Source organism: Streptacidiphilus sp. MAP12-16 (assembly GCF_041262165.1).
GTDB lineage: Bacteria > Actinomycetota > Actinomycetes > Streptomycetales > Streptomycetaceae > Streptacidiphilus.
Genome location: NZ_JBGCBY010000031.1, coordinates 64,337 through 84,638, shown reverse-complemented (window position 1 = coordinate 84,638; position 20,302 = coordinate 64,337). Strand labels below are relative to the sequence as shown.

17 protein-coding genes are annotated in these 20,302 nt (G+C 69.7%); 10 read left to right on the top strand and 7 right to left on the bottom strand.

Translation table 11 applies throughout. The features are described 5' to 3' along the window. Positions 1-106: 106 nt before the first annotated feature. Both pflA and pflB read right to left on the bottom strand, forming a co-directional pair. The gene (pflA, locus tag ABIA33_RS31455; RefSeq protein WP_370086108.1) at positions 107-832 is read right to left on the bottom strand and encodes a pyruvate formate-lyase-activating protein; all 726 of its coding nucleotides are present in this window, start codon (positions 830-832) and stop codon (positions 107-109) included. A gap of 65 nt (positions 833-897) precedes the next feature. Further along, on the bottom strand, positions 898-3,171 hold the full coding sequence (pflB, locus tag ABIA33_RS31450) for a formate C-acetyltransferase (RefSeq protein WP_370086089.1): 2,274 nt from the start codon (positions 3,169-3,171) through the stop codon (positions 898-900). A 277-nt stretch (positions 3,172-3,448) separates the two neighbouring features. On the opposite strand from pflB, the gene gap reads away from it, so the two are divergent. Continuing rightward, positions 3,449-4,474, top strand: a complete 1,026-nt coding sequence (gene gap, locus ABIA33_RS31445) for a type I glyceraldehyde-3-phosphate dehydrogenase (RefSeq protein ID WP_370086088.1) — start codon at positions 3,449-3,451, stop codon at positions 4,472-4,474. Positions 4,475-4,680: 206 nt separating this feature from the next. Here the strand turns inward: gap and ABIA33_RS31440 are convergent, their stop codons facing one another. Then, positions 4,681-4,806, bottom strand: coding sequence for a universal stress protein (locus ABIA33_RS31440; protein WP_370086087.1), 126 nt, complete (start codon positions 4,804-4,806; stop codon positions 4,681-4,683). Between the two features lie 212 nt (positions 4,807-5,018). Between ABIA33_RS31440 and ABIA33_RS31435 the strand changes: the two genes are divergently transcribed. From ABIA33_RS31435 to adhP, 3 genes are all read left to right on the top strand, one after another. Next, positions 5,019-5,636, top strand: a complete 618-nt coding sequence (locus tag ABIA33_RS31435; RefSeq protein ID WP_370086086.1) for a hypothetical protein — start codon at positions 5,019-5,021, stop codon at positions 5,634-5,636. A 121-nt stretch (positions 5,637-5,757) separates the two neighbouring features. Next, positions 5,758-6,636 (top strand): universal stress protein, encoded by an 879-nt coding sequence (locus ABIA33_RS31430; RefSeq protein ID WP_370086085.1) that lies wholly within the window; start codon positions 5,758-5,760, stop codon positions 6,634-6,636. Positions 6,637-6,916: 280 nt separating this feature from the next. Continuing rightward, complete coding sequence (gene adhP, locus ABIA33_RS31425; protein ID WP_370086084.1) at positions 6,917-7,930, top strand: alcohol dehydrogenase AdhP; 1,014 nt, start codon at positions 6,917-6,919, stop codon at positions 7,928-7,930. A 95-nt stretch (positions 7,931-8,025) separates the two neighbouring features. Here adhP and ABIA33_RS31420 read toward each other — a convergent pair whose 3' ends face one another. Further along, complete coding sequence (locus ABIA33_RS31420) at positions 8,026-9,213, bottom strand: hypothetical protein (protein WP_370086083.1); 1,188 nt, start codon at positions 9,211-9,213, stop codon at positions 8,026-8,028. A 455-nt stretch (positions 9,214-9,668) separates the two neighbouring features. Here ABIA33_RS31420 and ABIA33_RS31415 point away from each other — a divergent pair, with 455 nt between their 5' ends. From ABIA33_RS31415 to ABIA33_RS31395, 5 genes are all read left to right on the top strand, one after another. Further along, positions 9,669-9,791: a hypothetical protein gene (locus tag ABIA33_RS31415; protein WP_370086082.1), complete on the top strand. Its 123-nt coding sequence runs from the start codon at positions 9,669-9,671 to the stop codon at positions 9,789-9,791. A 91-nt stretch (positions 9,792-9,882) separates the two neighbouring features. Further along, on the top strand, positions 9,883-10,353 hold the full coding sequence (locus tag ABIA33_RS31410) for a MarR family winged helix-turn-helix transcriptional regulator (RefSeq protein WP_370086081.1): 471 nt from the start codon (positions 9,883-9,885) through the stop codon (positions 10,351-10,353). Continuing rightward, on the top strand, positions 10,350-11,813 hold the full coding sequence (locus tag ABIA33_RS31405; RefSeq protein WP_370086080.1) for an MFS transporter: 1,464 nt from the start codon (positions 10,350-10,352) through the stop codon (positions 11,811-11,813). Before ABIA33_RS31410 ends, ABIA33_RS31405 begins: the two co-directional genes overlap by 4 nt. 152 nt (positions 11,814-11,965) lie before the next feature. Next, a complete protein-coding gene (locus tag ABIA33_RS31400) occupies positions 11,966-12,925 on the top strand; it encodes a LysR substrate-binding domain-containing protein (protein WP_370086079.1) in 960 nt (319 codons plus the stop codon). 181 nt (positions 12,926-13,106) lie between these two features. Further along, complete coding sequence (locus ABIA33_RS31395) at positions 13,107-15,644, top strand: collagenase (RefSeq protein WP_370086078.1); 2,538 nt, start codon at positions 13,107-13,109, stop codon at positions 15,642-15,644. A 215-nt stretch (positions 15,645-15,859) separates the two neighbouring features. Here ABIA33_RS31395 and ABIA33_RS31390 read toward each other — a convergent pair whose 3' ends face one another. The 3 genes from ABIA33_RS31390 to ABIA33_RS31380 all read right to left on the bottom strand — a co-directional run bounded on the left by ABIA33_RS31390 (position 15,860) and on the right by ABIA33_RS31380 (position 18,619). After that, positions 15,860-16,849 carry a hypothetical protein gene (locus tag ABIA33_RS31390; protein WP_370086077.1) on the bottom strand — a complete coding sequence of 330 codons (990 nt, stop codon included), beginning with the start codon at positions 16,847-16,849 and terminating at the stop codon, positions 15,860-15,862. Continuing rightward, positions 16,846-17,238, bottom strand: coding sequence for a PadR family transcriptional regulator (locus tag ABIA33_RS31385; protein WP_370086076.1), 393 nt, complete (start codon positions 17,236-17,238; stop codon positions 16,846-16,848). The genes ABIA33_RS31390 and ABIA33_RS31385 overlap by 4 nt, the downstream gene beginning before the upstream one ends. Before the next feature lie 109 nt (positions 17,239-17,347). Next, entirely contained in the window at positions 17,348-18,619 is a 1,272-nt protein-coding gene (locus ABIA33_RS31380) for an ATP-grasp domain-containing protein (protein WP_370086075.1), read from the bottom strand. A 222-nt stretch (positions 18,620-18,841) separates the two neighbouring features. On the opposite strand from ABIA33_RS31380, the gene ABIA33_RS31375 reads away from it, so the two are divergent. Further along, positions 18,842-20,098 carry an FAD-dependent oxidoreductase gene (locus ABIA33_RS31375; RefSeq protein ID WP_370086074.1) on the top strand — a complete coding sequence of 419 codons (1,257 nt, stop codon included), beginning with the start codon at positions 18,842-18,844 and terminating at the stop codon, positions 20,096-20,098. The last annotated feature ends 204 nt before the right edge of the window (positions 20,099-20,302 follow it).

The window sequence follows — 20,302 nt, the reverse complement described above, 5'->3', positions numbered from 1 at the left end:
ATCACAACGGCAGGGGCCCGGGCGGGCTTCCCATCCGGGGTGTGCGTTCAGCGTTCCGTCCGTGGGCGTGGGACGAGCACTGGGCACCCGGTAGCGGGGCGGGAGGTCAGTCGGCGGTCAGTCCCTGCGCGCGGAACTGCTCGCGAACCCGGTCCACCAGCGCGGCGTCGGGCACCGGGGTGTCGCGCAGTGGGAAGCGCAGGCCGAGGGCGTCGTACTTGGCGGCGCCGAGTTTATGGAAGGGCAGTACGTCCACCCGCTCGACGCTGCCCAGTCCGGCGACGAACTCGGCGAGGCCGTCGACGGCGGCCCGGTCGTCGGTCCAGCCGGGCACCAGGACGTAGCGGATCCAGGTTCGGACCGTGAGGGCGTCGAGGCGACAGGCGAAGCTGAGGGTGGGCGCCAAGCGCCCGCCGGTCAGCCGTTCGTAGACGCGGGCGTCGAACGCCTTGATGTCCAGAAGGACCAGGTCGGTGTCCGCCAGCAGGGCCTGGTCGGCCCGGTCACCCAGGAAGCCGGAGGTGTCCAGGGCGGTGTGCAGGCCGAGCGCCTTGCAGCGGTGCAGCACCTCGGCGGTAAAGGCGTGCTGGAGCAGGGGTTCGCCGCCGCTGATCGTCACACCCCCACCGGATGCCTTGAGGAACGCGCCGCAGGCTTCGATCTCGGCCATGACCTCATCGACGGTGGTGGGGCGGCCGTCGCGCATGTGCCAGGTGTCGGGGTTCTGGCAGTACTGGCAGCGCAGCGGGCAGCCACTGAGGAAGAGCACGAAGCGGGTGCCGGGGCCGTCCACCCCGGTGGAGAGGTCCCAGGAGTGCACCCGGCCGGTCAGCGCGTCCTCGACCCCGGATCGGGCCGACTGGGCCTGGTCCGGCGAGGGGCGGCCGGTGGCGGTGTTCACAGCGATCCGTGGAAGGTGCGGCTGATCACGTCGCGCTGCTGTTCGGCGGTGAGCCGGACGAAGTTGACGGCGTATCCGGAGACCCGGATCGTCAGCTCGGGGTACTTCTCCGGGTGGTCCATGGCGTCTTCGAGGGTGGCGCGGTCCAGGACGTTGACGTTCATGTGGAAGCCGCCGCAGGTGGTGAAGGCGTCCAGCAGGCCGACCAGATTGCCCACGCGCTCCTCGGGGTTCCGGCCGAGCCCTGCGGGGGTGACCGTGTTGGTCAGGGAGATGCCGTCGCGGGCCTGGTCGTAGGGGATCTTCGCGACCGACAGGGCGGAGGCTGCCATGCCGTGGTGGTCGCGGCCGTTCATCGGGTTGGCGCCGGGGGCGAACGGGGCTCCGGCACGGCGGCCGTCGGGGGTGTTGCCGGTGTGGTGGCCGTAGACGACATTGGAGGTGATGGTGAGTACCGACTGGGTGTGGATCGCTCCGCGGTAGGTGGGGTGGTGGCGGATCTTGGCCATGAAGGAGCGCACCAGGTCTACGGCGATGGTGTCCGCGCGGTCGTCGTTGTTGCCGTAGGCGGGGTACTCGCCTTCGACCTGATAGTCGACTGCCAGGTCGGAGGCGTCGCGGATCACCTTGACCCGGGCGTACTTCACCGCGGACAGGCTGTCGGCGGCGACCGACAGGCCGGCGATGCCGCAGGCCATCATGCGCTCGACGGGGTGGTCGTGCAGGGCCATCTCGAGGCGCTCGTAGGCGTACTTGTCGTGCATGTAGTGGATCACGTTCAGGGCATTGACGTAGGTGGAGGCGAGCCAGTCCAGCATCCGGTCGTAGGCGGCGTCGAGCTCCGCCGGGTTCAGGTACTCGCCGGTCAAGGGCGTGAGTTCGGGGCCGACCTGCTCGCCGGTGACCTCGTCGCGGCCGCCGTTGATGGCGTACAGCAGGGCTTTGGCGAGGTTGACCCGCGCGCCGAAGAACTGCATCTGCCTGCCCACGGCCATCGCCGAGACGCAGCAGGCGATGGCGGTGTCGTCGCCGGTGCGCGGGCGCATCAGGTCGTCGGACTCGTACTGGATGGCGCTGGTGTCGATGGAGACCTGCGCGCAGAACCGCTTGAAGCCCTCCGGCAGCAGCGGCGACCACAGCACGGTCAGGTTGGGTTCGGGCGCGGGGCCCAGGTTGTAGAGGGTCTGCAGGAACCGGAACGAGGTGCGGGTGACCAGCGGGCGACCGTCCAGGCCGATGCCGCCGATGGACTCGGTCACCCAGGTCGGGTCGCCGGAGAACAGTTCGTCGTACTCCGGGGTGCGCAGGAACCGCACCATGCGCAGCTTGATGACGAAGTCGTCGATCAGCTCCTGCGCGCGTGACTCGTCGAACAGGCCCAGTTCCAGGTCCCGTTGGAGGTAGACGTCCAGGAAGGTGGAGGTGCGCCCGAGCGACATCGCTGCGCCGTTCTGTTCCTTGATCGCGGCCAGGTAACCCAGGTAGAGCCACTGCACGGCCTCCTGGGCGGTGGCGGCCGGGCGCGAGACGTCACAGCCATAGCCGGCGGCCATTTCCGTGAGCTCGCCCAAGGCCCGGATCTGCTCGGCGAGTTCCTCACGGTCGCGGATCACCGGCTCGCTCGACGGCAGTGCGTGCTGTTCGGCCCGTTCCGCCTGCTTGGCCTCGATCAGGCGGTCCACCCCGTACAGGGCCACGCGCCGGTAGTCGCCGATGATCCGGCCGCGCCCGTAGGCGTCGGGCAGTCCGGTGATGATCCCGGCCTTGCGGGCGGCGCGCATCGCGGGGGTGTAGGCGTCGAAGACTCCCGCGTTGTGGGTCTTGCGGTAGCTGGTGAAGACCTTCGAGACCTGCGGGTCGGGCTGGTAGCCGTAGGCGCGCAGGCCGTTCTCGACCATCCGCAGCCCGCCATTGGGCATGATGGCGCGCTTGAGCGGGGCGTCGGTCTGCAGGCCGACGATCAACTCCCGGTCCCGATCGATGTAGCCGGGCGCGTGCGACGTGATCGTGGACGGGGTGGCCGCGTCGACGTCGTGGATGCCCCTGCGGCGCTCCTCGGGCAGCAGTGCGCTGACCTGCTGCCAGACCGCCAGCGTGCGCTGGGTGGGTCCGGCCAGGAACGTGCCGTCGCCCTGGTAGGGGGTGAAGTTGGCCTGGATGAAGTCGCGCACGTCGATCCACCCGTGCCAGCCGCCGCCGGCGAAACCCCGCCACGCCGCCGCCGGAGCAGGGACCGGGGGAGTAGTCAGTGCTGGTGCCGGGGTCGTCATCTGTGCCTCCGCGGGATTCACCGGGGCGATGCCCCATTACCCACCAGCGTCATCCCAGCCGCAGGGCGGCGCACAGGGCCGGTCGGGCCCAGCAGCAGGGACGGTCGGGTCGCAGACACGCGGCCCCAGGGCGGCGCGCACGGCCGACAGATTCGGCGCTCGCCGTTCAGGGACCTTCGGCCCGCCGCCTCGGACCGGTGCGCCCTGTCGTCGACCGGTGGGGTGGAGCAGCGTGGGGGCATCACAATTCCGGGCAACCTGGTGAAGGAGCATGGCGATGAGCGTGCGAGTGGGCATCAACGGCTTCGGGCGGATCGGGCGCGACTACCTGCGCTGCGTGCTGGAGCGTGCAGAGACCGGCAGCACACCTGTGCAGGTCGTGGCGATCAACGACGTCACCGACGCCGCGACTCTGGCACACCTGTTGGAGTTTGACTCCACCTACGGGCGGCTGCGGCGCACCATCACCCACGACGCCGACTCGATCACCGTGGACGACCGGCGCATCGCGGTGTCCGCCGAAGGCGACCCCGCCGCTCTGAACTGGGGTGCACAGGGAGTGGACGTGGTGATCGAGGCCACCGGGCGCTTCCGCACCCGCGAGACCGCCGGACTTCACCTCAAAGTCGGTGCGCGCAAGGTCCTGCTGTCGGTGCCGGGCAAGGACGTCGATGCCACGGTGGTCATGGGAGTCAACGAGCGCACCTACGACCCCGACCTGCACCACGTGGTGTCCAATGCCTCGTGCACCACCAACTGCGTGGCCCCCATGGTCGAGGTCCTCAACGACGCCTTCGGCATCACCGACGGCCTGATGACCACCATTCACTCCTACACCAACGACCAGGTCGTCCTGGACGGCCCGCACAAGGACCCCCGCCGCGGCCGCACCGCAGCGGTCAACATCATCCCCACGAGCACCGGAGCCGCTCGCGCCGTGGGCCAGGTCCTGCCCGCCCTGGACGGCGTCCTCGACGGCATCGCCGTCCGAGTCCCCGTCGAGGACGGCTCCCTGACCGACCTCACCCTCCTGCTGCGCGAGCCGGCCACAGTAGAGGAGATCAATGAGGCCTTCCGCCGCGCCGCCCAGGGACCGCTGCGCGGCATCCTGCGGGTCAGTGACGCCCCGCTGGTGTCCCGCGACATCATCGGAGACCCGGCCTCCTGCATCCTGGACGCCCCCCTGACCCAGGTCCACGGACGGCTCGTCAAGGTCTTCGGCTGGTACGACAACGAATGGGGCTACACCAACCGCCTCCTGGACCTGACCGAGTACGTTGCCACCCGCCTCGACCCGCACTGACCGCCACCCATTGCTGGACACCGAAGGCCGCGGTTGTCCGTCGTCGGCGACGGACACCAGGGCGTCGATGACCTGGCCCTGCACCAGGCCGGTTTCGACGGGCAGTTCGGGGTGGCGGCGGTGGACCTTGTCCTGGGTATGGGCGAGCAGGCGCAGGGCGGTGCTCTGATCGCAGCCGTGCGGGGCGTCACTGGCCCTTTGTGCGGTCAGCCAAGGCCCGGCTTGGAGCAGAGCAGCGGCGCACCGCGGCGTGCTGCCTCGTCGGCGGCCCAGTGGGCGGCATGGATGCTCTGCGGTGATCCGTCGACGCCGGCGAGGACAGGCTGCCGCATGGTGGACTCCTCCGAAAGGGGTGCCGGAACGGCTGGTTGGTTCCAAGACTCGTCGGTGTACCTCGGGCGGCGCGCGGAGTCGTCGTGGCCCCGAGCACTGGGGACCAGTGGCCCTACGGCGAGAGACAACTGGTCCCTGCTTGTGTGCACCGCGCTGGCAGCACGATGAGTGCGACGGCGAGCGGCGCCGTGACCCAAGGAGGCGAATGGCGATGGCGACACCTGCGGCGACCCCGACCCCGCCCTTTCCCGCGCGGTGGCAATCACGTCTTGGCACAGCTCTGGCCCTGCGACGCAACCCGCTGTGGCGCTACAGCGACAGCCTCCGCAGCAGGCTGCGCGTGGGACTGGTGCTCGGCCTGCTGGCGGCCGTGGGCCTGTCCGCGTTCTTCGCCCTGCACCAGTACCGCCAGGACCGAGCCAATGAGCTGCGTCGCGACGCGCACCTGCACTCAGTCCAGGCCCTGGTCCTGACCGCACCCGCCACGCCCCCGGCGGCCTCCGCCTACGCGGGAGTCACCGCCCAGGTCCGCTGGAGCGAACTCTCCGGCGCCAGCCACGGGGCGAGCGTCACCGTGCCGGACAACGCCACCGTCGGCGCGCGGGTCCCGCTCTGGGTGGACACCGCCGACCAGATCAGCGCCCCACCAGTCACCGCCGGCGACTCCGCGACCTCAGCGGCCTACCTCGCTCTCTTGCTCGCGGCCGGCTCCGTCGCAGTCCTGCTGGCAATCCACCGTGTGGTGCGCGGCTGGGTCGACCGCACCGATGTCGCCCACTGGGAGCAGGACTGGCGGCTCTTCGAGCCGGCCTGGTCCCATCGCTCCTAGGCGGGCCCGAACAGCAGCACGGAACCGCGCGGCGCCTGCGCAGCCGGGCCGCCCGCACACCCGAAGCGACACCCGCCTCCCACACATTCACCTCAAGCCTTCACGATCGAGGAGCCGAATCATGACCGCATCACCCGTACGCAGTGTCGTCGTGGGTATCGACGCCACACCGGACAACGACCAGGTGCTGGACTGGGCGGCCGACCAGGCCGCCCTGCGCACTGCGCCGCTGCACATTGCTCACGCCTGGAGCCTTGCCCCCTACCAACTCCCGCCCGGGGATCGCGGCGACATCGCCGAACAGCTCCTGCAGGCCGCACGGCAGCAGCTGCATCGAGCCGAGGGCCGCGTCCGCGAGCGGTACAGCAGCATCGAGGTCAGCAGCGAACTACTGACCGACGGGGCGGTGCCCGGGCTGGTGCGCACCTCCGAACACGCAGACCTACTGGTCGTCGGCACCCGCGGACGCAACCGCCTCGCCTCCACACTGCTGGGTTCGGTCAGCCAGGGTCTGGCGGCCCACGCCGACTGCCCGGTGGTCGTCCTGGCCGGCCCCCCGCAGGCCTCCGCTCCTGGCCATGGCGCGGTCGTGCTGGGCGCCGCCCCCGGCGAAGCGGCGGCCCCGGTCACGTTCGCATTCGCCGAAGCATCCAGGCGCAGCGTGCCGCTGCGGGTGATCCGCACCTGGCTGTACCCGCAGGCATACCCCGGGATCTTCGCCGTGCCACCGGTCGAGAAGATCACCCGCACCCGCGAGGAGAACGAGGACCTGGCCGAGGTGCTGGCCGCAGGCCGCAAGGAGTTCCCGGACGTTCAGGTGATCACGGAAGTCACGCTCGACGAGGCGGATGCGGCGCTGGTCGACGCCTCGGCCGGAGCCTGCCTGGTGGTCGTCGGTGCCGAGCGCCACCAACGCCGGTTCGCAATGCCGCTGGGCCCGGTGACCCAGCGGGTCCTGCATCACGCCCACAGCCCCATCGCCGTCGTCCCCCACCCCTGACAGTGAGGCGGCCAGTGCCGTCGGCAGTCCCTGAGCCGCACCGTGCGGCGGGGCCAGGCCGCGCAGGCCGTGTTGAATGCCGGCGCAGCCCGAGAGCAATGCAACTCCCTGCCGGCCTGCCCGGGTGCCGGTCGGCGCATCTCCCGAGGCTCTGCGGCCCCAAGGTCGAGGGCCACTCGGCCCTCACCGCGCGCGCCGGGCACTGCTGGGATGAGTTCGAAACACCACGAGCCCCCTCAACCAAGCCCACGTCCGTACCCGTCCACCAGGGAGAGAACCCATGAAGGCCGCCGTCGTCCAGGACTTCACAGCCCCGCTGGCCATCGAGGACCGCCCGCTGCCGACGCCCGCCCCGCACCAGGTCCGCGTGCACATCGAAGCCTGCGGCCTGTGCCACACCGATATCCATGCCGCGCACGGCGACTGGCCCGTCAAACCCACCCCGCCGTTCGTCCCCGGCCACGAAGGCGTCGGCATCATCGACGCCGTCGGTAGCCAGGTACGGCACGTCCGGGTCGGCGACCGGGTCGCCATTCCCTGGCTGGCCGAAGCATGCGGACGCTGCGACCACTGCGTCACCGGCTGGGAGACCCTGTGCCTCCAGCAGCAGAACAGCGGCTACTCCGTCGATGGCGGCTACGCCGAATACTCCCTGGCCCACGGCGACTACGTCGTCCCGGTGCCCGAGGGCCTGAACCCGCTCGACGCCGCACCGCTGGCCTGCGCGGGAGTCACCACCTACAAGGCTGTCAAGGTCTCCGGAGCCCGCCCCGGCACCCGCGTCCTGATCTCCGGCGTCGGCGGCCTCGGCCACCTCGCCCTCCAGTACGCCCGGATCGCCGGCGCCGAGACCATCGCAGTCGACGTCACCGACGAGAAACTCGCCCTGGCCCGCGAACTCGGCGCCGACCACGTCATCGACGCCCGCATCCAGGACGTGGCCGCCGAGGCGCAGAAGCTCGGCGGCGCCGACGCCGCCATCTCCCTCGCCGTCAGCAACGCCTCCTTCCAGGCCGCCTACGCCGCGCTACGCCGCGGCGGCACCCTGGTGCTGGTCGCCCTGCCTGCGGACGGGAAGCTCGAACTCCCGGTTTTCGACACCGTGCTCAACGGCACCAGCGTGGTCGGCTCCATCGTCGGTACGCGCCAGGACCTGGCTGAGGTGTTCCAGTTGCACGCGCTGGGTCGCACCCGGGTGATCCGCGAGAGCCGCCGATTGGAAGACGTGAACGCCTGCTTTGAGGAGGTACTCGCGGGAAAGGTGTCTGCCCGTCTGGTCTTCGATCTGCGCTGAACACGACCTGTTTCGGGTCGGTGTCGGCTCTGCAAGCAGGGACAGAGCGGGCAGGCGGGGGCTCCCGGCCTTCGGTGTGACTGACGGCTTCGCGGTCATGGTGCGGAGGGTGCGAAGGTGACGGCTGTGGCCATCCACTGATGGTCGCAGGTGCCGGCGGCGGCGTAGGTGCCAGTGGCGGTGACCGTCCTGTAGCCGGTGGCCAGCTGATCGTGGGAGACGAACAGTGTTGGCAGGGCGGTGAATCCGCTTGACCAGGTTGCCGCTGTGCCGCCCTGGACGCCCGCGACTCCGAACACCATCTCGGGGTTGGCGGTGGTGGTCGGCGTTGATCCGGAGTTGAAAGCGGTGCCCGCGGCGCCGGTCGCGGCGGCGTGCTGGTCGACTGCCTTGACGTTGGTCAACTCGTCCACGGCCAGGTGCTGCTCGCCGGTGGACGGATAGCCGATGGTGATCGTGTCCGAGGTCGACAGTGCCTTGACTGCGGTCGCGGTGAGAATCAGGGTGCGGTCGCCGGCGTCGTCGGTCTGGTCCGCTGCGATGGTGTAGGTGTTTCCCTGGCTGTCGGTCGCGCTGATCGTCCCGGTGTGGGTGTTGGTGAGCATCATCGGCACCACGAGGGTGTCGCCGGCGGCGACCGCGTGCCTGACCGGCAGTTTCGTCGACGTCGTGTAGGCGGTCCCGGTCGCCGAGGCGATGCGGGCGACGTAGCCGGGCGCGCCCGCTGCCGGGTCGGCGACCGTGACTGTCGTCTCGTAGGTGGCGAGCACCGTTCCGGCTCCGATCGCGGCGCCGGCCATCAGTGCGACCAGATGGCTGAGGACACGGTAGCGCCGCGGCGAGCGACTGGCGTGCGGTCGCATGCAGGTCGGGTCGGGCTCCTGTGGGACTGTGACCGTGTTCTCGGATTCGTAGTCTTTGAGGGTCTGCGCCGGGGCAGGGGACTGGCCGCCCTGCTCCTCGATCGTGGTGCGCTGGATTCTGGTCCATGCCTCATCCCACGAGGGTATGTGGTCCTCGCTGACGCGGCAGGCCCGAAGGATGGCTATGGAACGTGCCAGAGGCGGCAGTTGCGTACGGGCGGCGTCCAAAGTGTGGGCGATGGTGCTTCGCGGCAATCCGGTGTGACGCTGCAGTTCCCGTAAGGAGAGTCCGCTTACGGCTTTGATGGCGCGTAGTGCCTCAACGAACTGTCCCGGGGATTGCAGCGAGGCCGGGTCGGGGCGATGGGTGGCACCCCGCGTTGGCGCGAGCGAGGGATCCTCGGAAAGGGAATCAGGCATGGCGTTTAGCTCCCCCAGCAGACTTTGACAGCCAACGAGCATAGGTAGTGTGGACCGGTTCATCCAAGCCCGTCCAAGCCCGTCCAGGCACGCTGTCCAACCGCGCGGGCGTCCCCTGCCTGCTCTTCGGCGTCGACGGCGCAGGTGCCCACGCGGCCACCGAGTCGTCGACCCCGCCTCAGCGACATCCTCGCCGACTTCTGTTCCTCAGCCCTCGGGCGGACCCGACCCCCGGGGCCAGCGGGTACGCCCTCACCGCCACGGCCACCGGCGGCAGTTCCGGCTCGGCGCGGACGGCACCCAGGACCCCGCCGTCCTCCAGGGCATGCTGGACGACGCCGCGGCAGCGCGCACCGCCGAGGCCCACGGTGCGGGTGTCCTGCGCTTCCCGCTCTTCCCCACCAGCGAGGAGGACGCACGCCGACCCGAAGGAGTCGGCCTGGATCGAGGGCGCGATGCACAACGACCTCTACGACAAGGAGGCGTACGTCCCGCCGGTCGTCGAGAAGCTGACCGGCTTCTTCGCCACCTATCTGGCGCCCGACCCCGAACGCCGCACGCTCTCGACGCCGTCCTGAACCACAGCCTGAGCCCTGCGACCCAGCCCGGACAGCCTAAAACTCCACAAGCAACTTGGCAAAGTTCCTTGTGGAGTTTTAGGCTGAGGCCATGAGCACGAATCCCGGGCCGCAGCAGTCCACTGCGACCGCGCAGCGCCTCAACGACGCGATCAAACGGCTGCGCGCACGCCTGCGCACGGAATCGGGGCAGCATGCGACCGGCCTGACCGCCACGCAACTCGGCGTACTGGCAAGCGTGGTACAGGAGGGCCCGGTCACCGCGGCCCGGCTCGCCGCGCTGGAGCACGTCAGCGGGCAATCCATCGCGCAGAGCCTGGCGGTGCTCAAGGCCGCCGGGCTGGTCCACAGCGAGCCCGATCCGCAGGACGGCCGCAAGAAACTGATGAGCGCCGACCCGTCCGCGGCCGAACTCGTCGACAATCTGCTCGCGGGACGCGCCTCCTTCCTGGCGCGGGCCATCGACCAGGTCGTCGCCCCGGACGAGCAGCAGGACGTAGAGAAGGCCATCGAGCTGCTGGAGCGCCTGGCTGCGGCCGACCTCAGCGACGGCACCCTGTGAGAACCGCCGCCGCACAGGCCGACTCTGCGACGAACGGTCTCGCACGCAGGCCCTTCGCGTGGACCTTCACCACCCCGCTCTACGTGGGCTCCACCCTCAACCCGATCAACAGCTCCATCATCGCGACCGCCCTGGTGCCCATCGCCGCCGCACTGCAGGTCTCGGTGGGCGCCACCGCCGTGCTGGTCTCCTCGCTCTACCTGGCCAGCGCCGTCGCGCAGCCCACAGCGGGCAAGCTCGCGGAGGTGCTCGGCCCGCGCCGGATCTTCCTGTCCGGCATCGTGCTGGTGCTGCTCGGTGGCCTGGTCGGCGGCCTCGGCCAGAACCTGGCGATGCTGACCGTCGCCCGGGTCCTGGTCGGCATCGGCACCTCGGCCGCCTTCCCCTGCGCGATGGTGCTGATCCGGCGCCACGCCGAGGAGGCCGGCCTGGACGCGCCGCCGGGCGGGGTGCTCGGCGGCATCGCGATCGCGGGCATGGCCACAGTCGCCGTCGGCCCTCCGATCGGCGGACTGCTGGTGGGCGCCGTGGGCTGGCGCTGGGCCTTCCTGATCAACATTCCGGTCAGTGCGATAGCCATGGCGATGGCTCTGCGCTGGCTGCCCAAGGACCCCGCGCCCGACCGCGGACACAGCGGTTTCCGTAAGGTCGCCGATCGGATCGACCTGGCCGGCATCCTCGGCTTCGCCGGGTCGATGACCGCGCTGGTCGTCTTCCTGATGAGCCTTCCCCACGTCGAGTGGATCGCCCTCGCCGTCTTCGTCCTGACCGCCCTGCCCACGGTCGTGTGGGAGCTACGGAAGACCGCGCCGTTCTTCGACTTCCGCGGCCTCGCCGCCAATGGCGCCCTCGCCCGGACCTACCTGCGCCAGGCCCTCACCCTTCTCGGCGTCTACTCCGTGATGTACGGCATGACCCAGTGGATGGAAGCCGCACACGGGATTTCCACTGTGGGGGCGGGGCTGCTGCTCCTACCGATGGGCGCCGTCTCCGCGCTGCTCTCGCGCCCGCTCGCCAGCCGCAACCTGGTGCGCGGACCGCTGATCGCCTCGGCGGTGACCATGCTGCTCGGCTCGGTCGGCATCATGCTGCTCACCTCGCACAGCCCGGCGATCGCCATCGTGCTGGTCTCCCTGATCTTCGGCGTCACGTCCGCCGCCACCACGGTCGGCAACCAGACCGCCCTCTACCTCGCGGCACCGCCCGACCAGATCGGCACCGCCTCCGGACTGTTCCGGACCTTCGGATACCTCGGAACCATCACCTCCGCCGTGATCGGCAGCATCGTCTTCCGCCACGGGGTCAGCGACCACGGTCTGCACACCCTCGGCATCGTGCTGGTCGCGGCGGGCCTCGCGGTCCTCCTGCTGACCGTCCTCGACCGCCGCCTGATGAACCGCGACACGAATCGGCAGGCCGACACTCCCGACACTCCCGACACCTCCGAGAACCGGAATTGACCGGCCGCTGCCTTGAGGACGCGCATGGCGAGCCGCAGTTCACGGCGCCCGTGAAACCCGAAACCCCAAACCGCGACCAGTACTTGCCCGTCAGGTCTTGAATAACATGCACCCGGAGCTGTTCGGACAGCGCACCGATGCGAGGAGTGCGGATGGATCTGGAGCTTCGACACCTACGAGTCCTCTGCGCGATCGCCGACGCCGGAAGTGTCGGCGCCGCCGCGGGGGCCCTGGGGTTCTCGCAGCAGGCGATGAGTGCCCAACTCCGGCGGCTCGAGCGCCACTTCGGCTTGCCCTTGTTCGATCGAACCGCTTCGGGTGTGGAACCGACCCAGTACGGCATCGAGGTGCTGACCCAGGCGCGTGATGTCCTGGCCCGCGCTGCCGTGATCGGCTCCCGCCAGCCGGCGAGCGCTTCGAAGCCTCCTCGGCTCATCCGTCTGGCGGCAACCAACTCGCCGATCCTGCCCGGCATGGTCGCCCGGGTCCGGAGTTGTCTGCCCGACCTGGCGCTCAAGGTGAGCAGCGTCTACGCGTCCTCCGACATCGTCGAACTGTTGGAGAACGACGACCTCGACGCTGCTATCGGCGTCGACTACCCCGGACTGGAGTTGCGGCACTCCGCCGTCGTCGCGCATCGAGGGCTGGTGACCGAGCCGTGCTTCGTTGCCCTCCCCGCGCATCACCGGCTCCGGCACCACCTGGAGGTTCCCCTGGCCGAACTGGCCGAGGAGGCCTGGTTCCTGACCCCGGACGACGGCGCGGGCTGGCCCGGGGTGTTCTATGCGGCATGTCAGGCGGCGGGGTTCGTACCGGCGACGGTCCACGAGTTCCTCGGGGACCGGTTTCAGCTCCAGAGCATGATCGCCGAGGGGCTCGGAGTCTCCCTCGTACAGGCGACGACCCGGCCGATCGCCGGCGTGCTCGTCAAACCCCTGACTGGCGCGCCGCTGTGGACCCGCTATCTGCTGGCCTGGCGACGGGAGCGTCTCAGCACCGCGATCACAGAGGTGCTGTTCAACTCCGCAACCGTGTCGTACCGCGATCTCATCGCACGCTCACCGCATTTCCAGACGTGGGCGTCGCGGACCTACCGGGCTACCCGTTTCTGAGGGCCGCGACCTGCCCCAGGGGCTGATCCATCCGGGCTCTGTTCGGCCGAGTGTTGTGGGCTGTTCGCCGGATGTTGTGTCCCCGAAAGCATTGTCCGTCCTCCGACAACAGTGCGATGTTACATATCACGCCTCACTGGCCGGCCGTTCCCGAGGCGCCCCACACATTCGAGGAGCAGTGATGCGCCACCGATCAGCCATGCCCAGAGTCCTGGCCGCCGCCCTGGCGGCCATCGCCACGGCGGCCTGTCTGCTGACCACGCCCGCCATGGCCGCACCCGCGCCGACCACCGCCGCCAAGTCCGCCGCCAAGTCCGCCGCCTCGTCGAGCGCTGCGACTCGACCGGAACCGGTCGGCCTGACCAACACCGCAGTCTCAGATCAGGCTGACGTGCGAACCACGCCGATCCCCGCCGCCCAACACCGTCCGAGCAGCCTGCCGATGCCGAGGACAGCGTCGGCCGCGGTGCGGCCGGGAGTTGTGGCAGGGGCGGCCGCACAGTCCTGTACCCCGGCCGACTTCGCCGGCCGTTCGGGATCGGCTCTGGTCGCCTACATCCGGGCGTCCACGCCCGACCCCTGCATATTCAGCCTGTTCGCCATCAGCGGCACCGGCGCGCAGGGCGTGTTCAGCGAGTCGCACATGTCCGCCGTCGCCAAGGCCTTCCAGGGCGGGGCGAGGGCCTACCCCGGTAACAACTCCACCAACCTGTGGCAGCTCGTCCTGTTCCTGCGGGCCGGCCTCTACCTGCAGAGCAACTCCACCAACAACATCCCCGCCTACTCCGCGACCCTGATGAACGCCATCGAGACCGGCATCGACACCTTCGCGGCCGGCCCGCACTTCCTGGACGTCAACTCGGACAACGGCTACATCCTCAACGAGGTCATCATCCTCACGGACAACGCCGGTGTGCAGGGCCGGTACCTGAACCTCTACAAGCGTGTGCTCAACGCCTACAACAGCTCCTACGACGCCTACTGGAGCATGGACAGCGCTGCCAACGCCGTCTACACCCCCTTGTGGAACGGGAACTGGAATCCGGACTTCGTCTCCGCGGTCACCGCCGACCCGAGCATCGCCGACACCCTCAACGCCTTCGCGCTGAACCACCTGAGCCTGCTGGGCGGCACCAACGACGTCCTGGACTCCAACGCCGGCAACGACCTGGCCCGCCTCCTGGAGCACCCCGCGCTCCAGGCCAAGATACGACCGCTGGTCAAGGGGCTCCTCCGGGCCTCGCACATCACCGGCCCGACGGCCGGCATGTGGGTCCACGTCGCATCCCAGTCCAGCTCGTACGACAGCTCGCAGTGCTCGTACTACGGTGTGTGCAACCTGACCGCCCAGGTCACCGCGGCATCGCTGCCGACCACATACGCCTGCGGCTCGACGATCACGATTCTGGCGCAGGCGCTGAGCCCGGCCGACCTGAAAGCCGTCTGCGCGAGCCTGCACAACCAGATCCCGTACTACCACAACCTGGTGAAGGACAACGGCCCGATCCCCGGCCAGTACGTGACGAATGTCAAGTTCGCCATCTTCGGCTCCTCGCTCGACTACCAGACCTACTCCTGGGTGATCTTCGGCAACTCCACCAACAACGGCGGCGAGACCCTGACGGGGAACATCACCGACCCCAACAACCAGCCCGTCTCCGTCATGTACCAGTGGGCCACCGACAACGGCTTCGTGGCGCGCGTCTGGAACCTCAACCACGAGTTCACGCACCTTCTCCAGTCCGCCTACGACATGAAAGGCGACTTCACCACGCAGATCTCGTACCCGGACATCTGGTGGATCGAGGGCCAGGCCGAGTTCGTGTCCTACAGCTACCGCGGCGTCTCCGACACCCAGGCCGTCTCGGAAGCGGGCACCCACCGCTATGCGCTGAGCACCCTGTTCCAGAGCACGTACGACAACTCCGACGTGGTCAGGACGTACCCCTGGGGCTACCTCGCGGTGCGGTACATGGTCGAGAAGCACCCGACCGACGTCTACAACATGCTGGCCAAGATGCGGGTCGGCGACTACCAAGGCGCCTACGCCCTCTACAACAGCATCGGCACCGGCTACGACGCCGACTTCAACAGCTGGCTCGACGCCTGCGCCACCGGCGCCTGTGCGATCAGCGGAGGGCCGACCGCGAGCTTCAACGCGGCCGTCTCCGGCCTGGCGGTGAGACTGACCGACCAGTCCACCGACACCGGCAGCTCCATCACGGCGCGGTCGTGGAACTTCGGTGACGGCACCAGCTCCACCGCCACGAACCCTTCGAAGACCTACGCCCACTCGGGCACCTACACGGTCTCCCTGACCGTCACCGATGCCAAGGGCCTCACCTCCATGGTCAGGAAGTCCGTCACCGTGAGCGGCAGCGGCACCCTGCCGGCCTGCACGTCGACGAACGTCGCGGCCATGGACCGGAACTGCTCGCGCGCCAACCAGTCGGCCTCGACGGGCAACTACGACTACCTGTGGATCTACCTGCCGGCCGGCACCAGCACCCTCACCGTCACCACCAACGGCGGTACGGGCAACGCCGACCTCTACTTCAACCCCAGCACCTGGGCGACGAACACCAGCTACACGGCGCGCTCGACCCACGCCGGGAACACCGAGAGCATCACCGTCACCAACACCACCGCCGGATACCGGTACATCAGCCTCTACGCGGCAACCGGGTTCAGCGGCGTGACCGTCTCCACGTCGTATTGACGCACCACTGAACCCAGTAACCGTTGTCGCAACGCGGCATCGCAGTGCTGAAGAGTAGGGAGGAGAGGCCCCGTCGCCGCCCCTCCCTACTCTGCTCTCGCAACTCGGCGGGACGGCTGGGCAATCGGCGAGCAGGAGGCCGGACTCGACCTCCTCGTCGCAAGATTGCTGACACGGGACAATCCGGATCACACCGTTGGTCTGACGGGCGGCACTCAGTTCGCGGCTCGGCGCGGGGCTCTGCGTAGCAGCACCATGGCAACTGTGGCCGCCAGAAGCACGATCGGTAGCTGGTAGTCGAGCGTCACGATGGCGCTCGGCTGAGCGGACACGAGCGCGGCTGCATAGACGCCGACGGGGATCAGGTAGACACCGGTCGCGATCGTCCAGCGCGCATCGCCGGTCGCCAGCGTTGCCCGCAGCGCGAGCAGCAGGAACCCGATCGTCACGATCAGCGGCAGCATCGACAGCACGACGAACGAGCCTGGGACGGTGGGGGCCTGATGGTTCGGCGGACCCAGGGTGGGCAGCAGAGTCCAGCCATAGGAGGTGAACGCGGCCTCCAGCAGAGGGAGCGTCAGCCACCACCACGACCGCCGGGGTAGCGGCCCGCGGCCCCGCCCGTGCATGGCGAGGACCGCCGAACCCAGCGCGATCACCCAGAACTGCGAGGGGCCCACGCTCAGCCAGAAGTTCATGGCCGACGGCACCTCGACCAGTCTGGAGGAGAAGACCCCGGCCACATACGCCGTACCGTGCCCGGGCACCAGCAGCGCCTGATAGGTCGTCAGTGTCGCCGCCACGGCCGCCGCCACTGCCGCGATGCGCATGCGGCCGAGCAGTACTGCGACGACGACCGGCAACGTGGCCAGCAGGATCGGCAGCTGCGGTCGCTGATGGGCAGTCAACAGGCCGCCCATCAGCGACCCGGCCCGGGTGAGCGCCAGCAGGAACAGGCCGAGTTGCAGGCCGTCGGCCCACGCCGGGGCCTTGGCCAGCCGGCTGCGGAGGCGGGTCAGCATCCCGGCGTCCAGCAGGCTCGCCGACTCGCGCAGCGAGGGCAGCCGCCGCGACGGGTCGCTCTCCAGCAGTGTGCCGAGCAGTTCGCCACCGTGGCGCTCCCGGTACTGCGCGGGATACCCGAGCAGCATCACCCGGTACCACCGCTCCACCCAGCTCTTTCCCTGCGGCCGGTTGCCGGTCATGCGATCACCGCTCCCCCTCCGGCCACGGCCGGTCTCGTGCCGCGCGCCGCGCGCTTCGGCGTACCTGTCCGCTGCGTCACTGTCCGCTGCGTCACTGTCCGCTCCGTCACCACGGCCGCAGCGGCAGCGAGGCGCCCGGCCTCCTCCTGAACGGCGCCGCGCCCGGAGTCCGTGACCTGGAAGTAGCGCCGTGACCGGCCCGCGACGACCTCCTCGCGGTCCACCTCGATCAGTCCCTCGTCCGTCATCCGATCCAGCGCCCCGTAGAGGGTGCCGACGGCGAGATTGACCCGCCCCCCGGACTGTTCCTGCGCCCGCTTGATGACCGCGTAGCCGTGCAACGGCCCATCCAGCAACGCGGCGAGGATGAAGTACGTAGCCTCACTCATCACGCTCCGTCGTCTGCTCACACCCCGACCATATATCGACTGTCGAAGTATGTGAAGAACCTTGGGGCAGCTTCGCCGCGACGACCGGATCGGCCCCCCGCCCGCTTCTTCAGCCGGGCCGTCGGGGCGGTGGTACCGGCCGGGCCGGTAGCAGCGTTCCCAGCGCTTGCCGTAACCGCTGTGCGGCGGGGGCGGTGGAGCGGACGGCGGCGGCGAGGGCGGGCAGTGGGTCGTCGACGGCCAGCCAGGCCAGTTCGCCCACCGCCGCCCGACGCGGCGGGGCCGATGCCCCGGTGGGGATCTGCGCGGAGCGTCGGCCGCGACCGGCGGCGATCCGCGCCGGGGCGTCCAGGATCTCCACAGTGAAGCGGCGGCCGTTCACCGGCCTGCCGTAGGGCGTGGTACGCCCGGTGAGGTCCAGGTGCAGAGCGCGGACCATGTCGATGCCCCGGTCGGTCCGGAACAGCCGGAACTGGGCACCCAGCCGGGGGTTGAAGTCCAGCAGCTTGTACTCGCCGTCCCGGCGGTCGTAGCGCCAGTCCAGGTCGCAGATGCCGCGGAAGCCGACGGTGCGGCAGAACCGGGCGCTGAGCTCGGCGAGTCGGGCGTTGGCGACGCTGTAGGCGTGGGCGGTGACGCCCCCGCGCGGCGGCCAGGAGCGGACTTTGACCCCGGTGCAGACCAGGTCCCGGGTACGGTCCGCGCTGCAGTAGAGGTGGCAGATCCAGTCCTCGGAGGTCGCGCTGGGGATGGCCTCCTGCAGCAGCACCCGGGGCATGCTGGAGCCCCACTCGCGGGTCAGCTCGTCCAGGGCGGTCCGGTCCGGGAGCAGCGTCGTGGAGCCCACTGCGGGCCGGCTCAGCCGGTGGTACGAATCGGCGTTCTTCGCGACCAGAGGGAACGTCAGTTCCTTTGCAGCACTGTCGAGTTCATCGAGGGAGACGGGAAGCCGGGAGCGTGGCGAGGGCACCTGGTGCTCGATGCAGAGTTTGTGCAGTGACTGCTTTCCGGAGAGCTCTCGGGCGAGTCCGGGGGCCAGGGCGGGCATGCGCAGCCGTCCGTCCAGCGCGCCTGCCTGCTCGGCGAGCAGGATGGCGGCCTCGTCGTCGGTGGGGAGGGCGATCGGGCTGCGGCCCTCCCTGGCGGTGACCTCCTCGGTGATCCGGAGGAGCCCGTCGATCAGGCGGTCGGTGCTCTCCGCACCGGTGGTGGGCCAGACGAAGCGATGGCGCAGGAAACGGGAGAGCGCCGCCGGGGTGACCCGGTCCTCGGTGATCGCGTACACGGGGATTCCGCAGCGTCCCAGGCTGCGGATCGCCCCCACCGTGCCGTGGTGCAACGGATAGTGTCCGATCTTCACGATCAAAACAGGTGTTCGCATATCGAAAATGTCATGCACAAAGGAGCCGCCCATGGCCCCCTCCGTCCCATGAGTCCCCCCGGGCACAGAACAGTCACCCCTTACTGGTCATGATGCCTGAATCATGACGCTGCCGGGGCGTTGGCAGGGGATGGGTGTTCGTAGCACCATGGACCGACGACCTTTGTCAGGGGTGGATTCGTCAGGGAGTGACAAAGGAGTCCCGCAGGGGGGAATTGCACTGTGAGCAGCAAATCGACGTTTGTCGTGGTCGGAGCCGGGCCGTACGGGTTGGCCACGGCGGCGCACCTGGTTGATCGTGGGGTTCCGGTCAGGGTGTTCGGCGGGGTGATGGACAGCTGGCACTCCCGGATGCCGTCGGGGATGTACCTGAAGTCGACGCCCGAAGCGTCCGACCTCTCCGCCCCCCGGCCGGGCAGCACACTCGCGGACTTCTGCCGGATCGAGGGCGTGGAGCCGCTCGACCAGCTGCACCCGATCCCGGTGGAGTTGTTCGTCCGGTACGGCGAGTGGTTCCAGCGCCGCCTGCTGCCCGAGGTGGAGCCCGAGCGGGTGGTCCGGGTCGAGGCGGCGGGCCAGGATTCCCGGTTCCGGGTCACGTTGGAGGGCGGCGAGGAGTTCGACGCCGCAGGGGTCGTCGTCGCCAGCGGGCTCGTGGGCGCGGCCCATGTGCCGCAGCGGCTGCTGGAACTGGTGGAGAAGGGGCCCGACCCCGACGGTCCCTTGTCGCACAGCTCGCAGCACGCGGGATTCGCCGCCTTCGCGGGTCGCCGGGTCGCCGTGGTGGGCGCCGGGCAGTCGGCGCTGGAGAGCGCGGCGCTGCTGGCGGAGTCGGGCGCCTTGGTGACCGTGCTGGTCCGCGGCCCGCGTGTGCTCTGGGGGAGCCCGCCGCCGGCCGCACGGCCGCGCCCGCTGCGGGCCGTGAAGCCGGACTCCCCGCTGGGCGAGGGCTGGTCGCACGTGACGGTGAGCCGGCTCCCCGGACAGGTGCGGCGGCTGCCTCCGGCCACCCGGCTGTGGCTTATGCGGCGGGTGCTCGGGCCCTCGGGGGCCTGGTGGCTCAAGGACCGGGTGGACGGCCAGGTGCCGATCGCGACCGGACGCCGGATCAAGGCCGTGGAACTGAGCGGGGGAGAGGTCGTCCTCAGCCTGGACTCGCCGGTGGCCGCGGCCACCCGCTCGGCCGCGGCCGGCCCGTTCAACCGGACCCTGGTGGTGGACCACGTCCTCGCCGCGACCGGCTACCGGGTCGACGTCGACCGGCTCGACTGGCTCGAGCCGGACCTGCGGCACCGGGTGCGCCGGGTCCCCGGCAGCGGCTCGCCGGAACTGGACCCGTGGTTCCGGTCCAGCGTGCCCGGCCTCAGCTTCACCGGCCTTGCCGCCGCTCCCACCTTCGGCCCGCTGATGCGCTTCGTCGCGGGGACCGGCTTCGCGGCGTCCCGGCTGGCGGCCGGAGCGGCCGACGGGTCCCGCTGATCCCTCCACCCGCTCGGGGGCCGCCAGGCACCACCAGGCGCCCCCCGGGCAACAAACGGCAATCAGTGCTTCCGTTTGTGTGGGTGATCGAAATGCGGCGTAAAGATGGTGCGACGGCGGTTATTTCCGGAGCGTTACCGAATTGCGTCTGGATTCGTGTGGAACTCCTTACGCCCGCCTCGGTCGGAAGGTACCGTCTTGTGC

Bases quoted from the DNA above. Each gene is read 5' to 3' on its own strand.
- ABIA33_RS31415 (WP_370086082.1), top strand. From the start codon at position 9,669: ATGCACAACGACCTCTACGACAAGGAGGCGTACGTCCCGCCGGTCGTC.
- adhP (WP_370086084.1), top strand. From the start codon at position 6,917: ATGAAGGCCGCCGTCGTCCAGGACTTCACAGCCCCGCTGGCCATCGAG.
- pflB (WP_370086089.1), bottom strand. From the start codon at position 3,171: ATGACGACCCCGGCACCAGCACTGACTACTCCCCCGGTCCCTGCTCCG.
- gap (WP_370086088.1), top strand. From the start codon at position 3,449: ATGAGCGTGCGAGTGGGCATCAACGGCTTCGGGCGGATCGGGCGCGAC.
- ABIA33_RS31440 (WP_370086087.1), bottom strand. From the start codon at position 4,806: ATGCGGCAGCCTGTCCTCGCCGGCGTCGACGGATCACCGCAGAGCATC.
- ABIA33_RS31430 (WP_370086085.1), top strand. From the start codon at position 5,758: ATGACCGCATCACCCGTACGCAGTGTCGTCGTGGGTATCGACGCCACA.
- ABIA33_RS31385 (WP_370086076.1), bottom strand. From the start codon at position 17,238: ATGAGTGAGGCTACGTACTTCATCCTCGCCGCGTTGCTGGATGGGCCG.
- ABIA33_RS31380 (WP_370086075.1), bottom strand. From the start codon at position 18,619: ATGCGAACACCTGTTTTGATCGTGAAGATCGGACACTATCCGTTGCAC.
- ABIA33_RS31390 (WP_370086077.1), bottom strand. From the start codon at position 16,849: ATGACCGGCAACCGGCCGCAGGGAAAGAGCTGGGTGGAGCGGTGGTAC.
- ABIA33_RS31420 (WP_370086083.1), bottom strand. From the start codon at position 9,213: ATGCCTGATTCCCTTTCCGAGGATCCCTCGCTCGCGCCAACGCGGGGT.
- ABIA33_RS31395 (WP_370086078.1), top strand. From the start codon at position 13,107: ATGCGCCACCGATCAGCCATGCCCAGAGTCCTGGCCGCCGCCCTGGCG.
- ABIA33_RS31400 (WP_370086079.1), top strand. From the start codon at position 11,966: ATGGATCTGGAGCTTCGACACCTACGAGTCCTCTGCGCGATCGCCGAC.
- ABIA33_RS31410 (WP_370086081.1), top strand. From the start codon at position 9,883: ATGAGCACGAATCCCGGGCCGCAGCAGTCCACTGCGACCGCGCAGCGC.
- ABIA33_RS31435 (WP_370086086.1), top strand. From the start codon at position 5,019: ATGGCGACACCTGCGGCGACCCCGACCCCGCCCTTTCCCGCGCGGTGG.